We start from the raw sequence: 15947 nt of genomic DNA on the forward strand, positions 1-15947 counted from the left end.
TGCGAACTGCCGCGAGTTCATAGCTCGCACCACGCGCGCCCAATTGCGGGAACCTTCGCCCACGGCTGCGACTGAAAGCCTCTCGCGGCTTCGCCCATGTTCCGCTGGGGACAGCGCGACGGACGAGACCGCTTCACACGAGAGCATTCCGCCCGCAGCCAATCGGCCGCAGGCACGCATTCGTAGTCATTCAGGGAGACGGCAATGCAAATGATGCGATCCAACCTCATGGCGCTCGCCTTGGTAGTCCTTTCTTCTGTTTCGCTGGCTGAGCCCATTTGGGCTGCTGAGGGCCCGACCAACAAGAGCGCCGTTGCCGCGATGGACGCTAACGCAAAACTTCGGGCCCAGACACTCGCCAAACAGGCACTCGCCAAGAAGAAGCACTTGGCGGAACTGCGCGCGCGCCAACTCGCAAAGCTGAGGAACGCCGCGGTTGCACCCAAGCCGACGCTGGTCCAGCAAGCGCTCACGATCGCTTCGACGGCCAGTGGCAGCGACCTCGGCGGCTACGCCGACCGTCCGATATCGTACCGTTCGCAGTTCACATCGGCGTCGATGCGGGACGCGATCGCCAAGCTCCGTCAGGCGGCAGGCATCCGCTAGGCATCCGCTGCATACGACCTCAATCGTACGGCCGCGCCGAGGAAACCCGGCGCGGCCGTACACCGATTGGCAACGCGCGATTAAAAGCCATCAACACTCGAACGCCATTTGGTGGAATTTCTCTGCCCGAATTGCGAATTGCCGAATCCGAACGGGCAATTCCATCCAATTGCTGCCCCACAATATCTGCCTTGACCCAAAATTAATGAAATAGCCTCAGCTTATTTCTAAGTCGGCTCAAGTGACGGAGATTGCTGAATTAATTGGCACTTATGCCCGTTAATTAGGCTCCCGGCGCCGCCGATCTCGAAATGGAAATATTGGGCGCGCCGAAAGGCTCCAATCGGAATTGAAAGCATTTTGACATGTTGAGTGGGGGAGCCCGTTTTCGCTCATTTTCCGAAATGGGGCGGCTCTATATGGCCGATCACGACGGCCTCGTGCGCGCCGCCGCGGTCGCGGTCGTTTTTGGCGTAGTCGCCTATCTCTCGGCCGCTTTGACGCAGAATAGCGATGGCATAGCGACGGTTTGGCCGGCCAACGGAGTAGCGCTCGCGGCTATCATCCTCGCGCGGCAGCGATGGCGCCGGCATCAGATCATGGCTCTGACGCTCATCGCCAATATCATTGCGAATGTCTTAGCGCACCGCGGCCTCGGGGCGAATATCGGTTTCGCCTTATCGAATACGTTAGAAATCTATGTCGCCTTCCACGTTCTGAGGCTCATGGAAGCCGAACCGTTCGAATTCCGCAGCGTTCGCTTCCTCAAATCATTTTCAATCGCCGCCATTGCGGGCTCGGTCATTGCCGCCGCGATCGCGACTTTTATCGTCGCGACGTACGAGCCCATCACGCTGCACGTCTTCACATCATGGCTGTTTGCCGATTTGCTCGGCCTGCTGACCGTGACACCGGCAGTCGTCCGCCTCCGTCAGTCGCAGCTGGCGCCCTCGTGGACGGCTCCGAAATGGGAAACCTTCGCGCTTTTCGCGGCGCTTTCGGCGACGATGGTTCTGGTTGTAGGGCTGCCGCAGCCCTTCCTCGCATTCCTCATCATGCCGGTGCTCGTGCTGATCGCATGCCGCCTCGGCCCGAACGCGACGTCGGCGGCAACGCTGCTGATGTCGGCCGCCGTCCTCGCCTGCACGGCCGGCGGTCTCGAAGGCGGCCAGCACATCACGGCATTCGCCGTGCTGACCGATATCCAGTTGATGCAGCTGCTGATCCTCACCGCCTTCCTGACGGTGATGCCGCTCGCCGAGACGATCGATTCACAGGCCCGCCTGCAGGAGCGCCTCTCCGCCGAGATCGCGCTGCGCGATGAGCTGAACGATCACCTGCAGGCTCAGGAACACGCGATTTCCACGCAGAAATCGGAACTTGAGAAGGCTCACAACCGGCTCAAAGAAGCGATCGAAATCCTTCCCGAAGGCATCGTCATCCTCGACGCCGACAACCGTTACGTCGCCTGGAACAAAAAGTATGCCCAGATCTATCACCGGGCCATCGATACCATCGTCGTCGGCCGGAGCCTCGAAGAAGCCGTGCGGATCGGCCTCGATCGCCAGATGTATCCTGAAGCGTTCGGGCGCGAAGAAGCCTGGCTCGCCGAACGCCTGAAAAATCTACGCACTCCCGCCGCTCCGCATGAACAGCTCCTCGACGATGGCCGCTGCTATCTGATCGAGGAATGCCGCACGAGCGAAGGCGGCCTCATTAGCTTGCGCATCGACATCACCGAGATGAAGCAGCGCGAAGCTTCGATCCGGCTTCTGTTCGAGAACAATCCGTTGCCGATGTTCGTCGTCAGCCGCGACCGGATGGCAATCCTCGCCGTCAACAAGGCGGCCGTTTCTCACTACGGTTATACGCGGCGGGACTTCTCGCGCCTGTCGCTCGGCGATATTCAGAACGGCGAGCTTCTCCTGCCGTTCGAAGGCAACGTCCAGAACACCGGTCAAACCGACGATCCCCAGCTCTGCAAGCATTATCGCCGCGACGGCCGCTCGATGGAGGTCGAAGTCTATGTCCGGCCGCTCGTGCATGACGGCCGCGACGCCCTGCTGATCGCCGCAATCGACGTGACAGAGCGGCGAAAAGCCGATCGCAAGGCGGCCTATATGGCGCGCCACGATGCACTGACGTCGCTTCCGAACCGCCACCTGCTCGCCGAACGCATGCAACTTGCCATGGCACGCGCCAAGCGCGGCGACCGCATGGCGCTCCTGCTCGTCGACCTCGACAATTTCAAGGTCGTGAACGACACGCTCGGTCACGCCGCCGGCGACGAGCTGTTGCAGGTCATGGCCGACCGGCTGACAAAAACGCTACGCGAAACCGATACCGTGGCGCGGCTCGGCGGCGACGAATTCGCCGTGCTGGTCGTTGATCTCGATCATCCCTCGAGCGCAACGAAACTGGCGCAGCGACTGATCGGCATCTTGAGCGAACCCGTGCGCATCGGCACCAAGGACGTGGTGTGCGGCGGCAGCGTCGGCATCGCCATGGCGCCGGACCATAGCTGCGATCCGATCGAGCTTTTCCGCCTAGCCGATCTCGCGCTCTATGCCGCCAAGGAGGATCAGCGCGGAACGTACCGGCTTTTCGAGCGCGAGCTCGACGCCAAGGTCAAGGCGCGCAATCTCCTCGAAACCGAGGTGCGCGACGCCATCAACAACAACCAGTTCGAACTCCACTATCAACCGATCTTCTGCGTGCAAACGATGATTCCAGTCGGAGCCGAAGCCCTGCTTCGCTGGAAACATCCGCGTCTCGGCCTTGCCTCTCCTGCGGATTTCATCCCGATCGCGGAAGAAATCGGCATGATCGCCGAACTCGGAGCGAAAGTTCTCCGTCAGGCCTGCAAGGAAGCGATGTCCTGGCCGGAGCATACGAGCATATCGGTGAACGTCAGCGCTATCGAGCTCGAAGCGGAAAGTTTCGTCGACACCGTGAAAATCGCACTCGCCGAGTCCGGACTGCCAAGCCACCGGCTCATCATCGAGGTCACAGAATCCACGATCATGAAGGACGTCCAGCTCGCGACCCATATTCTGCGTCAGGTCTGCGATCTCGGCGTCGAGATCGCGATGGACGACTTCGGAACGGGCTATTCCTCGCTCAGCTCCCTGACGAAAGTGCCCTTCCAGAAAATCAAGATCGACCGCTCGTTCGTCCGCGACCTCGCGATTTCGATGGAGGCGCGCGCCATTCTGTCGACGATTGTCGAGCTTGCCCGCACGCTCGGCATGCGCACGACGGCCGAAGGTGTTGAAACCGCCGAACAGTTCGAGATCGTCAAGGATTACGGCTGCACGTTAGCGCAAGGGTTCCTGTTCCACCGGCCGCAGCCTGCCGAAACCATCCGCGAAATTTTCGCGGCCCCGCAGGATATTCAACAGAACGCGGCCTGACGATCCAACAAAACTCCAACGGGCAGGCCTCTAAACAAGCTCCACATCGGACGCGAATTTCTTTTCGTCAATCCTCCAAACGGCGGATGTCAACGCCGGTTGGCTGCGGTAGCTAAATCACATTGCATCTACCTATGTATTCTAGCGTACGATTGCACAGGGCCGCTTTTGGTACAGTTTTATGACAGCGCCGAAGGCGGCCCCTTTGTCTTCCGCAATCAATCCGATTGACCGTCGCTCGCCGGCGCACGCTGAGCAATTCAGAACGGACGCGCCTCAATCAACCTTTGGTGATGCGTTGAAGGCCGTTTTGCTTGCATCGACGGGAACGCGACGCGTGCTGCAGTTCGCGCGTGCGATGAAAACCTTCACGCCATCAGCCCTCACCCCGGCGACGAGATCGCCCGAATGCACGGCGGAAGCGACATGCTCGCAGACATCGCGCGGCATCCACTGCGTCTGGATTTCGCCGTTCTCGAGCGTTGCGACGAGCAGAGACGTGCTGTCGAGGGCAACGGGCGCTTCGTGACGTGAAGAATGGTCAGGCTTTGTCGGCAAGCCCGCCGTGCCGCTGGCGGACGCGATAAGAACCACGGATGCAACGATCTTCGGGGCCGTCGTACCAAACATAACTCAATCTCCCAGAACCTAGCGTTAAGCAGCATGGAAGAGCGGCATCCGCCAACCGCGCGTGCACGGGATTCCCACACAAAACAAATAGTCCACAGGACGCTGTGCAAAACCCACTGTTGCTCTCACAGCTCGGCACACAAGCGCGCAAAAGAAAGCCCGGCTCTTTCGAGACCGGGCAATCCATCGAAACTGATGTGGCCCTGGAGCAATTCCAGCAAAAGTGTGCAACGGTTTTGCGTCTGGAATTGCGTCAAAACAAAAGGCTAGAGCGTTTTCGCGATTCAAAGAAAAGCGGAAACGCTCTAGTCGCAGTAGCGATAGCCGTGGCGCCAGTAGCAGTCGCCATAAGCGTCTGCGGCAGCCGCACCGACGATCGCTGCGCCGATGCCAAGAGCGATCCACTGGCCATTGTGCCAGTATCCGCGCCCGCGGTGATGCCCATAGCGATACCCACCACGGTCATATCCGTGCGCGTAATGGCGGCCGCCGTGGTAATGACGACCCGGACCCGCGTCGGCCGTGGTTGCGAAAGTTGCGAGCGGCAATGCAGAGGCCAGCGCCGCGGCAAGACCAATAAATTTTCTCATTGCATGACTCCTTTTTGGCGGGACTTCCCGCCGCGCTGATACCGACCCAACACCTGAGGCGTCGATTTGGTTTCAACATTCTTTTGCGTCGTGTTCGAATTCGAATGTGGGGAGAGAATTGAAGCCCTGAAGGGGGCTTTACGCCGCGATGAATGCGAACGAATTCCGCCGATATTCATCGGCCATTCATATTCGGATTGCGGGATCGTTCGCTGGAAATTTCGAGAGCAAAACGCGAAGTCTCAAGTGCTCCGAAGTTTCATTTCCAGAGCGCGCGTGCGCAGATCATCGCTTCGTCGAAACCTGCCGAACAGAGAGGCTTCGTTCAATACCGGCGGTATCGTCCATAGTACGGCCGGTATTGATTTCCGGACCTGCACGCAGGACTTCTCGTACCACTCTCGCAGCCGTAACGGTGAAGCAGTTCAGCGTCGCGGGCATTTGTCGGCCCTCCGGCGCGCGCATTGGCGCGGGCGGCCTCTAACTCCGCGGCTTCCCCACCTCCCCCGGCATTGGCCGGAACCGCTGCCGCCATCAGGGCCATTGCGCCCGCTATCGCTATCAATCGTGACATCGCCTGACCTCCAGACTTCGAGTTTAAGTCGGGTCCGGAAGTAAGAATTCAAGTCGTCAGCATGGAAACAAAATCATCGCCTAGCGTCGAAACCGCGTTTACCTTTCAAGGGCGGACATGCCGCCGAAGGAGCCGAAACACATGTTCTGGCCAATCCTCATAATCATCCTGCTGATGTACGCCGCCGTATGCGTGCGGATTCTTCGCCAATACGAACGCGGTGTCGTGTTCGTGCTCGGCAAATTCAACGGCGTCAGAGGACCGGGCCTCATTTTTCTTCTGAGCCCGTTTCAAACGATGGTGCGCGTATCGCTGCGCACGGTCACGATGCAAATTCCCTCGCAAAAGATCATCACCAAGGACAACGTCTCGATCGATATCGCAGCCGTCGCCTACTACCATATCACCGATCCCGAGAAGGCCGTCATCGCGATCGAGAACGTCTACGACGCGATCAATCAGATCAGCCAGACGACCGTTCGCAACGTCGTCGGCCGTTTCTCGCTCGATCAGCTTCTCGCGCAAACGGCGAACGTCAACGAGCAGATCAAGGAGGTGATCGACACCCACACCGAGCCGTGGGGCACGCAAGTCACCGCCGTCGAAATCAAGGACATCGTCCTTCCCGAAAACATGCAGCGCGCGATGGCCAAGGAGGCTGAGGCCGAACGCGAGCGCCGCGCCAAGATCGTCGCCGCCGAGGGCGAGTTCCAGGCGGCCGTAAAACTCGGCGAAGCCGCCGACATCATCACGCAACATCCCGTGGCGCTGCAGTTGCGAACGCTGCAGACCATGGCTGAAATCGCGACCGAGCGGAATTCGACGATCATTTTCCCCGCGCAATTCCTGACCACGGTCCAGGAGGCGCTCGCGATGTTCAAGGCGAATGCGAAAACCGAGGACGTGCTTCTGAGGCCGAACGGAGACGATGCCAAGCCGAAGACATTGTGATGCCGTTCATGAATGGCCCAGACTTGGAAGCCGCTTGGAAGCGACTTAGATCGAACAGCCTATTGAGCCGCGGCCGGCATCTCGCAATCATCCGTTGTGCCCTCATCCGAGAGGTTCAGCCATGGCAATGAATGTATGGAAAGGCTTCTGCATCGGCGCGAGCATTTGCGGTTTGCTCGCCTTTGCCGCCGTCGCCGAAGAAGACAAAACCGGACCGCAAGCAGCCACAGCCCCGTCTGCCGAAGATCAAGCGGAAGAGTCAGCCGCGTCCGGCGGCCTCGTCACCTACAAAGACCACGCGATCATCCCGCACGGCAAATGCGACTACTTCCATCAGAGGGCCTTGGACACCAACGACCTCAAATGGTGGGAGCGATACAAGACGTGTGAAAGCGGTTAGCCCGTAGAGGCTGCCCGTCACAAGCCGTTCCAGAGCACGAGCACGAGACCGGCGATAGCGCCGGCGATGACGCCCAACGGGCCGATGATGAAGATGCCGAGCATAGGTCCCTGATTAGCCTCCGGAGTGAGGATCATCGGACCGAGAAATCCACCCAGGAAACCGACGATCCCGAGTATCTGTGCTCAGCGGATCATCGAGTGCAGCATGCTTGAAGATCCTCCCACGTTCGTCCAGCAGCCCCCTTTGCTCGCCCATCCGTCGAGCGGGTGAGTTGAGCTGACCCTCCCTTTTTTAACTGATCACGAAGCGTCGTGCCCTTCGGAGCTGGATTATGACAATCGAAAGCCGCAAATAGTACGAGGGATTTTTTGATCCCGCGTGCCTTCAGCACAATTGTTTGGGTGGCGTATGAGTTGGGAGGATAGCTTGCAGGAAGCCCGGTCGGAGGCAGAGGCAATATTGTCTCTGAATGATGACGCATTGGCCAAGATGTTTTTCGAAAGCACCATGCGCCGCAATCTCGCCCGCACGGTGCGGCATCTCGATCAGCTCGTCGAGGCCGGCGGCAAAGATAGGTCGCTTGGGGAACAGGCCCTTTCCAAATTGGGTTTTGTCGCACGCGAATAACTGCCGTATGCGCATCTCGCGCGGAGCAATCGGATGAAGCAGGAAGATCTTATCGTCACCTCGCCGTTGAGCAGAGAACTGGACGTCGGCAACCAACATCTTGTTATCTGTGTCTTCCGAGGTGCCTTCGAGGATGACGACTGGTTCTTCGAGGTGGTCGATAGCAACGGACGCGCCGACATCTCTCAGGAGATGTATTCATCTGACCAGGCGGCACTCGAAGCCGCTTTGCAAGCGATCCAATCGCGTAGCTAAATAGCAAAGACACCACTGGCTAGAAGCGCTTGTTTCGCTGTAGTAAACACGAAGCAAGCCCGAAGCGCGTGCGGAAGCGCGCCTGACGAGCTTTCCCTACGCTCTGACAACACCAAAACAATCCGAGTCTGACGTTGCTGAAAGCCTGGACACTCCGCCTCCACCGATGGTTGGCGCTCATTTTCGCGTTGCCCTTGATGATCGTCTTTTTGACGGGCCTTATCCTGTCATTCGAGCCCGCAATTGTGGCTTCGACGCTCAAACCGAACGTTGTCGACGCGGCCCAAATCGAAGCGGCTCTCGCCAAGCATGATCCGGACGGCGCCCTAGACCGCATCTTCGTTCATGCGCCTCTCGGCACGCTTGTTCTCGGCGACCGTGGCGGTCCGGAAATCGATCTCGCAACCGGCGAGCAAGCCAGCCAACGAAGCACGATGCTTGCCGTGTATGTGCTGGCACGCCGGATCCACAAAACATTGCTGCTCGACGGCGAATGGGGCGTGACCATCTCCACCATCGCGATGCTCGCCCTGGCTGTGATCGGGATCGTGATGGGTACCAGACCGTTGCGCAACACCATCAGCGGCTGGCACACGGCAGCCGCGTGGACGGCCCTGCCGCTCGTCCTCATTGCGCCACTCACTGGACTTGCGATGCTCTACAAGGTGACGTTCTCCGGGCCGGAACCGCTCATGGCGGCCAACGCAGCACCGCGCTCGATCGTTGAAGCTCTACGCATCGTTGCACGCGAACGCGATCTGGCGACGCTTCTGACTTTGCGCCTGAGAAAAAACGGTGCCGAAGCGCGTTTCATCGAAGACGGCGAATATAGCAACTATGCCGTTTCGACAGGCGGCCTCGTCGCCAAGCCGCGGAATTGGCCGAAACTGCTTCATGAAGGCAACTGGGCGGGCGTTTGGTCCGCTTCCGCCAATGCAGTGACCTCGCTCGTTCTGATCCTGTTGCTTTCGACGGGACTATTCATATGGGCGCGACGCCGCCTGAGACGCCGACGGCGCGTGATGGCGTGAAATACTCCCGCGTTTTGTCGGAAAACTTCCTCGCCAATTGATCAGCACACATGCACATGTGTGACACTTTTGTGTCAACGTCAGCCAGAATCTTTCATTTTTTTGTATACAATATTGTAAGCTTGTGTTCCGCATGATGTTTACCCCTCAAAATTATATCTTGAGGGGAAACGGAATGACTCGGGACGTGCGTGTTCACTCGGCGTGTGCGGCGTTGGCTTTGGCAGGCTCCATCACTGTCGCCCATGCGCAAGAAGAAGGAACCGCCCTGCCGCCGGTCACCGTTACGGCCACAGAACAAGCAAAGGTCGCCAAGAAGGCAGCAAGCAAAAAGACAAAGACGCCTCAAAACGCTCCGTCTTCTTCTTCGGAAGTACAGGCAGCGCCACCATCTTTTTCCCAGTCTGCAACTTCCCCCGTTGCTTCCGGCAACGCGGTCGGCAATGCCGCAATCGACGCGCTCGCGCTCCGTTCCGCAGCCCCGAACGCCACCGTCGTGATCGAGGGCGCCCAACTTCAACAATATAATAATCTGAGCATTGGCGACGCCGTGCGACGCCTTCCGGGCGTGACGTTCCCCGGCGTCAATCGTTCGCGCGATATCAAGCTGCGCGGCATCGGCAAGGAATACACACAGGTCTTGCTCGACGGGCGCCCGCTCATCGACGGCGATTCCAGCCGCAGCATGGAAGTGGATCGCATTCCCGCAACCTTCATCGAGCGGATTGAAATAACGCGCAGCCCGTTGGCCAGTATGAGTTCGGAGGGTGCCGCAGGCACCGTGAACATCATCACGCGCCGCGATTTCGGCCCATCTGGCGGACAGATAACGATCGGCTCAGGCTACGTCGAAGGCAACGGCACGCCCGGCGAATTTTCGGCCTGGAATGGCGGACAAATCGGCGCTCTCCGCTATTTCATCGGCGGCGGATATCAGCGCCGTCTGGTTCAGGAAAGCTCCAACGAGTTCGTTTTCAGCACGAACGGAACGACGCCCAGGGGCGGCAACCTTGTCGACCAGCATCGCCAGTTCGACGAATATACGTTCCTGTCCCGCTTCGAACTCGCTGTCGATCCCGCCAACACGATCGTTTTCTCGCCGAGCTATCTCCGCACAGACGAAGCTCGCGACCAACACACGCTCCGGCTTAATAACAATCAAGCCTCGGCCAATCGCGACACACATGAAGTCCGTCACCGCATCCGTGAAACATACGGCAGCTATCTCGAATGGCAGCACGCATTCAGCGGCGTTTCGAGCTCGAGCGTCTTCTTCGACTATCAGAACGGACGCGAGGACACGACACGAAAATCCACGCAAACGAGTCTGCCGGGCGGCTCGCCCGTCGTGCAGGCACCGCGCTTCGTACCCATCGACCTGGAACGCATCGCGTCCGGCGGCTCTGTCACGACGCGCGTCAGGGGCCACGAACTCGAAGCCGGAATTGGCTGGGCGCAAACGCAGCGAGCCGAGAACGAGGTGCGCGGCTTGACCAACGTCCCGCTTCCGGAGCGCAACTACGAGATCAGGGAAGCAATTTATCACGCCTACGTCAGCGACGCGTTTTCGGTTTTCGGCCATGACAAGCTGACGCTCGGCCTCAGGTTCGAGTACAGCATCACCGAAACGATCGATTTTGCGAAGAACAGTTTCGACAACGATTCAGCCGATCTCAATCCGTCCATCCAATACAAACTCGCCGTCGCTCCAGACCTCGACTTCAGGCTCGGCGTCGCCCGGACGCTGCGTCGTCCCGACTTGCGTGACCTGACCCCGACCGTCGTCACCGGCAGCGGAACGATTGCCGATCCGGATCTGCGGGGCAATCCCGATACCTCGCCAGAGAAGATCTGGGGCTTGGATGTCGGCACCGATTTCTTCCTCTTCCAGCGATCGGGGCTTTTGTCGGCGAACTTCTTTGCGCGTTCCTTCGAGGACAAGATCGAGAGAACCCTGACCCAGGAAGGTTCCCGCTGGATTTCAACGCCGCGTAATGCCGGCGACGGCGAACTCTACGGTGTGGAACTCGAAGGCCGGCTGCCGATGCATATGATCGGGCTCCCGGATCTGACGCTCTGGGCCAACGGAACGGCGATGAAGTCGGAACTTACCGACCAGCAGACGGGACAGACGCGCCGCTTTGCCGAGCAACCTGATCTGATCACGAACGTCGGCGCCGACTATTACGTGCGAGCATGGGCGACGACATTCGGACTGGGTTACAACCGCACTTATGCCTACGATCAAAACATCGAGCTGGTGAACGGCACCTTCCAGCATACGAGCTTCTCGAATCTCGATCGCTTGGATGGTTCGGTACGCATCTCGCTCGATGAGCACGCCGTCCTGACTCTGTCGGCCAGCAACCTGCTTCGGGCTGACGACGATCGCACGCTGACGACGCGTAATTCTGCCGGTACGATCACGGCTCGCACTCACAGCATCGAGCCGTCGCCTTCGGTCTACTACGCTCGGCTGTCATACGGCTGGTAAGAACGATCGACCGCCAACGATGAGGCACAAAAAATTTGCGCACGGTCTTGGGATCGTGCGCAAATTTTGTTTGCGCAGCGCCTTTCCACGAAGGCATAAGCGAAATCGTCGCCCGTTGGCGATCGTGCCGCCGCCGGGATGAGGACGCGCAGCTTGTCATGCGAGTTCATGGGCCACTCGGATTCACATCCGCTTAACCTTGGCAATGCTCGACTCGAAGAACTGTTTGACGCCCTTCGTCCATAGCTGCTCTGTTGCTGCCACACGAAAATTGCCTGCACTTTCGGCTATCCGATCCATCTGACGAAAGGTCTCTGTTATGTCGACTAACAAGATCGATCGTCGCGATTTCATGACCACTTCGATTGCTGCCGCCGGTACCTCGGTCCTCTCCAGCGAATCTGTTGCGGCGGCTTCACAAGGGAATGCGGGGACACTCAGCTCAGAGACTGCAACCGCTTACACAGGCGAGACGATCCAAGGAAAGAAAGTTGTCAGTCGGCTGAACGTCGACGACCTTGAGCCTGGCCGAAAGCATTTTCTCTATTTTCAGGGCGTTCAGGCACCCAGCGGTCAGCACCTGTATGTTTCGGTTATCGTTGCCAAAGGGAATAGACCCGGCAAGCGTTTCACCCTGACCAGCGGTGTGCACGGCGACGAGATGAGTTCGATCCAGACGGTCCAAACTGTGATCGACCGGCTCGATCCCGCGCAGATGTCCGGAACTGTCATGGCCGTTCCCGATATCGCGCGCCCGGCGGTAGAAAGCATGCAGCGCCGGTGGCCCAACTCGGGGCGCGGTGCCGATCTCATCGACATGAATCGGGAGTGGCCCGGAGACGAGAATGGCGCGAGCGCCACAAGCCGTCACGCAGGCCTATTGTTCAACCGCCTTCTGAGGCCGAACTCTGACTTCGCGATTGACTTCCACACTGGGACGACCGGCCTGGAAGTCGCCGCCTTTGTCATCGGCGATCGCCGACTTCCGGACGTGAAGACCATGGCGGACCTATATCCCGTCGGATTGATGTGGGATGATCCCGCTTACCCGGGGGTGCTGCACAACGCGTTTGTCGATGTCGGCATCCCATGCTTCACGCCCGAAGTTGGCGCGGCGCGTGTCCTAGATAGGGATATGATCGCTCTGTTCGTTGAGGGCACGTTGAACGTGCTCAAACACTATGGGGTGATGAGCGGCCCCATTGGCCGGACAGCGGCGGACGCGAACATGCTCATCGGCGACGCCGCGTTTCCCATCATCGCGACACAGGGCGGCTTGGTTGAGTTTCACGCAAAGCTCGATGATGAAGTCAAAGCCGGTCAGATGATTGCCGTGCAGAGAAATATGTTTGGCGAGGTCGTCGCAGAATATACCACCGCGGTGAATGGCAAGTTGGCGGCCTATCGGACTGACGCGTTGTCGGACCCCGGTAACGTGTTGGCGTTCATCCTTTTCAGCCAGCCGGGTTCGGCCTCGCAGGCGAGCGCGCAGACCTACAGCGAAAAGTCATATCCCGAGTAATGGTCCTGTGGAGCGCCAAGGGAGAAAACGGGATCACCCCCGAATTATTTCCGGACCATTCGGCACGTAAACTGAGGCATTGATATTGGTGGTGAGCCCGGTTGGGATCGAACCAACGACCCTCTGATTAAAAGTCAGATGCTCTACCGCTGAGCTACGGGCCCTTTAACGCACCAAAATCAATAGCTTGGACGAATTCACTTCATCCGGCGCCAGTCCGGCCCATGCCTTGCCGCACCCCCTCGTGGAATGCGGCGTGTCGCGCGCCGAACCGAGCTTATAGAAACGGGGCTCGGAACCCGCAACCCTCATTCCACCAGCTCTTCTGACGGATAGTCGCAGCCCTGCACAAACGTGGGTGGCTCGGCCCCGGCTTGCGCGGTATATCACCGCTAAGAAGCGGCCGCGCCCAATGGCGCGCGTGACCGCCAGCAAACAGGAACTGCCATGCCCGACCCAGAAGCCCTCGCCGAGATCGAGCAGCGCATCGCGATCATCCGCGACAACCTCCGCGAGCTCGTTGAACAGGCGGCCGGCTATTCAGGCGCCGCGGACGAAGAGCTCAACTCCGACCGCATCGCAAATCAGCAGGCCCGGCTCGACGCCCTTCTGAAAGAGCGCGACGAGTTGCTCAAGCAATAGCTCCCGCGCCTCGTCTCGATCCACGTACGCTCCACGACAAATTCAGCATCCCAGTCATCCGCATCCCGCGCCGCGCTCCTCCCATGCGGCGGCGCGCTTGCGCACCACCTTTGAAGCTTCACGAACATGCCCGATCGGCTGAAGGCCATTCTCCTGATGTGCACGGCGGTGACGCTGTTTGCCGCCTTGGATACCTCCGCGAAGTACCTCGTCCTGAACACAGGCATCCCGACGTCGGAGATCGTATGGCTGCGCTTCCTCGGCCAGGCCCTTTGCATGGTGGCCGTGCTTGGGCCCGCCGCGATGCCGAAGCTCCTCAAAACCAACAATCTCAATCTTCAGCTGACGCGGTCGTCGCTGATGCTGGCAACCACTATCTTCAACTTCATCGCGGTGAAATATCTGCGGCTCGATCAGACGGTTTCGATCACCTTCCTCACGCCTCTCATCGTCGCGGCGCTCGCCGTTCCTCTCCTTGGCGAGCACATCGGCTGGCACCGGGCTGCAGCTATTTTCGTCGGCTTTCTTGGAGTTCTGGTCGTCGTCCGGCCGGGCGTCTCCGCCGTGCATCCGGCCTTCATCGCGGCGTTTCTTTCAATGCTCGCCTATTCCCTGCTGATCATCGTCACGCGCCGCCTGACGATGGTGGACTCCTCCCTCGTGACGCTGTTCTACGGTATAGTTGTCGGCAGCATTGCAGCAGCCCCGTTCGCGATCAGCCAATGGGTGTGGCCGGAGGGCGTATGGTCGTGGGCTCTGCTGCTGGCGCTCGGCATTTTGGGCGGCGGCGGTCACTATCTCATCATCCAGGCGTATCGCTTCGCGCCGGTGTCGGCCGTGACGCCGTTCCTCTACTTCGAGCTCATCAGCATGATCACGCTGAGCTACGTCGTCTTCGGCGATCAGCCGGATCGCTGGAGCTTCGCGGGCGCGCTCATCATCGTCGCGTCGGGTCTCTACCTGATCCATCGCGAGCGCATCGCCCACCGCGAGAGCCTTATGGCTCTTGAGCCTGTGGATTAGCGATGATGCGCGCCTTCGTCTCTTCCGCCCAAGCTTCGAAGCGGCCCTCCTCGATCGCCGACCGCATCGCCGCCATCAGCTCCTGATAGAAGACGGTATTGACCCACGACAGGATCATCGCGCCGAGATATTCGCCCGACTTGATCAGGTGATGAACGTAGGCGCGGGAATAGTCGCGCGCCGCCGGGCACGAGCTTAGCGCGTCGAGCGGCGCCGGATCCTCGGCATGCTTCGAATTGCGCATGTTGAGCGGTCCGTTCCAGGTGAAGGCATAGCCGTGGCGGCCGTTCCGCGTCGGCATCACGCAATCGAACATGTCGACACCGAGCCGCACGGCCTCGATGAGGTCCAGCGGCGTGCCAACGCCCATCAGATAGCGCGGCTTGTCCGCCGGCAGATGCGGCAGCGTCTCTCCAAGCGTCGCAATCATGGCCTCGTGGCCCTCGCCGACCGCAAGCCCGCCAACCGCATACCCGGGGAAGTTCATCGCCACGAGCGCTTCCGCCGAGCGCCTGCGAAGCTCCAAGTCCGTACCACCTTGCACGATCGCGAACAGCGCCTGTCCCGGCCGCGCGCCGCCTGCCGCCAGTTGCGCCTCGAACGCGCGCTTCGACCGCTCGGCCCAGCGAAGCGACAACTCCATTGCCCGTTCGACTTCTTTGCGCTCCGCCGGAAGCTCGATGCATTCGTCGAACTGCATCTGAATATCGGCGCCAAGCAGACACTGAATCTCGATCGACCGTTCCGGCGACAGCATGTGCCGCGAACCGTCCAGATGCGACTGGAACGCCACGCCCTCTTCGGTGATCTTGCGGATCTTGCCGAGGCTCATCACCTGGAAGCCGCCGGAGTCCGTCAGGATCGGCTTTTCCCAGCGCATGAATTTGTGCAGGCCGCCGAGCTTCGCAACACGCTCCGCTCCAGGGCGCAGCATCAGATGATACGTATTGCCGAGCAGAATGTCGGCGCCCGCGTCGCGCACCTGCTCCGGGTACAGCGCCTTCACGGTCGCGACAGTGCCGACCGGCATGAAGGCCGGCGTACGGATGATCCCGCGCGGCGTCACGATCTCGCCGCGGCGCGCCTTGCCGTCTTGAGCTAAGCGCCGAAACCTAAAGGGCGCTTCCGCTTTCGCCTCAGCGGCCAATACGTCTTGCAAAAAAATTCCTTCCCGAGAACGAAGCCG

The 15947-nt window shown here is 59.7% G+C and carries 15 protein-coding genes and 1 tRNA gene; 11 read left to right on the forward strand and 5 right to left on the reverse strand.

Annotation, left to right across the window (positions count from 1 at the left end):
• Positions 1-204 precede the first annotated feature (204 nt).
• Both AB4Z24_RS19075 and AB4Z24_RS19080 read left to right on the forward strand, forming a co-directional pair.
• Complete coding sequence (locus tag AB4Z24_RS19075; protein ID WP_441710690.1) at positions 205-606, forward strand: hypothetical protein; 402 nt, start codon at positions 205-207, stop codon at positions 604-606.
• A gap of 419 nt (positions 607-1025) precedes the next feature.
• A complete protein-coding gene (locus tag AB4Z24_RS19080; protein ID WP_441710692.1) occupies positions 1026-4019 on the forward strand; it encodes a bifunctional diguanylate cyclase/phosphodiesterase in 2994 nt (997 codons plus the stop codon).
• A 276-nt stretch (positions 4020-4295) separates the two neighbouring features.
• Here the strand turns inward: AB4Z24_RS19080 and AB4Z24_RS19085 are convergent, their stop codons facing one another.
• From AB4Z24_RS19085 to AB4Z24_RS19095, 3 genes are all read right to left on the reverse strand, one after another.
• Positions 4296-4649 (reverse strand): hypothetical protein, encoded by a 354-nt coding sequence (locus AB4Z24_RS19085; protein WP_441710694.1) that lies wholly within the window; start codon positions 4647-4649, stop codon positions 4296-4298.
• A 305-nt stretch (positions 4650-4954) separates the two neighbouring features.
• Entirely contained in the window at positions 4955-5239 is a 285-nt protein-coding gene (locus tag AB4Z24_RS19090) for a hypothetical protein (RefSeq protein WP_441710696.1), read from the reverse strand.
• A 325-nt stretch (positions 5240-5564) separates the two neighbouring features.
• A complete protein-coding gene (locus AB4Z24_RS19095; protein ID WP_441710697.1) occupies positions 5565-5813 on the reverse strand; it encodes a hypothetical protein in 249 nt (82 codons plus the stop codon).
• A 141-nt stretch (positions 5814-5954) separates the two neighbouring features.
• Between AB4Z24_RS19095 and AB4Z24_RS19100 the strand changes: the two genes are divergently transcribed.
• The 7 genes from AB4Z24_RS19100 (at position 5955) to AB4Z24_RS19130 (ending at position 13096) form a co-directional block, all read left to right on the forward strand.
• On the forward strand, positions 5955-6764 hold the full coding sequence (locus AB4Z24_RS19100) for a slipin family protein (protein WP_441710699.1): 810 nt from the start codon (positions 5955-5957) through the stop codon (positions 6762-6764).
• Between the two features lie 121 nt (positions 6765-6885).
• On the forward strand, positions 6886-7164 hold the full coding sequence (locus tag AB4Z24_RS19105) for a hypothetical protein (protein ID WP_441710701.1): 279 nt from the start codon (positions 6886-6888) through the stop codon (positions 7162-7164).
• 462 nt (positions 7165-7626) lie between these two features.
• Entirely contained in the window at positions 7627-7794 is a 168-nt protein-coding gene (locus tag AB4Z24_RS19110; RefSeq protein ID WP_441710703.1) for a hypothetical protein, read from the forward strand.
• Between the two features lie 33 nt (positions 7795-7827).
• A complete protein-coding gene (locus AB4Z24_RS19115; RefSeq protein ID WP_441710705.1) occupies positions 7828-8049 on the forward strand; it encodes a hypothetical protein in 222 nt (73 codons plus the stop codon).
• A 134-nt stretch (positions 8050-8183) separates the two neighbouring features.
• Positions 8184-9080: a PepSY domain-containing protein gene (locus tag AB4Z24_RS19120; protein ID WP_441710707.1), complete on the forward strand. Its 897-nt coding sequence runs from the start codon at positions 8184-8186 to the stop codon at positions 9078-9080.
• Positions 9081-9255: 175 nt separating this feature from the next.
• On the forward strand, positions 9256-11574 hold the full coding sequence (locus AB4Z24_RS19125; RefSeq protein ID WP_441710709.1) for a TonB-dependent receptor plug domain-containing protein: 2319 nt from the start codon (positions 9256-9258) through the stop codon (positions 11572-11574).
• A gap of 319 nt (positions 11575-11893) precedes the next feature.
• Positions 11894-13096 (forward strand): succinylglutamate desuccinylase/aspartoacylase family protein, encoded by a 1203-nt coding sequence (locus AB4Z24_RS19130; RefSeq protein ID WP_441710711.1) that lies wholly within the window; start codon positions 11894-11896, stop codon positions 13094-13096.
• An 89-nt stretch (positions 13097-13185) separates the two neighbouring features.
• On the opposite strand, the gene AB4Z24_RS19135 is transcribed toward AB4Z24_RS19130, so the two are convergent.
• A tRNA-Lys gene (locus AB4Z24_RS19135) sits at positions 13186-13260 on the reverse strand.
• Positions 13261-13543: 283 nt separating this feature from the next.
• On the opposite strand from AB4Z24_RS19135, the gene AB4Z24_RS19140 reads away from it, so the two are divergent.
• Both AB4Z24_RS19140 and AB4Z24_RS19145 read left to right on the forward strand, forming a co-directional pair.
• Positions 13544-13738, forward strand: a complete 195-nt coding sequence (locus AB4Z24_RS19140) for a hypothetical protein (protein ID WP_290992395.1) — start codon at positions 13544-13546, stop codon at positions 13736-13738.
• A gap of 126 nt (positions 13739-13864) precedes the next feature.
• On the forward strand, positions 13865-14761 hold the full coding sequence (locus tag AB4Z24_RS19145) for a DMT family transporter (protein ID WP_441710713.1): 897 nt from the start codon (positions 13865-13867) through the stop codon (positions 14759-14761).
• On the opposite strand, the gene tgt is transcribed toward AB4Z24_RS19145, so the two are convergent.
• Positions 14736-15908: a tRNA guanosine(34) transglycosylase Tgt gene (gene tgt, locus AB4Z24_RS19150; protein ID WP_441710947.1), complete on the reverse strand. Its 1173-nt coding sequence runs from the start codon at positions 15906-15908 to the stop codon at positions 14736-14738. The genes AB4Z24_RS19145 and tgt overlap by 26 nt on opposite strands.
• Positions 15909-15947: the final 39 nt, after the last annotated feature.

The sequence above is a fragment of the Hyphomicrobium sp. 2TAF46 genome, from assembly GCF_052114865.1.
GTDB lineage: Bacteria > Pseudomonadota > Alphaproteobacteria > Rhizobiales > Hyphomicrobiaceae > Hyphomicrobium_B.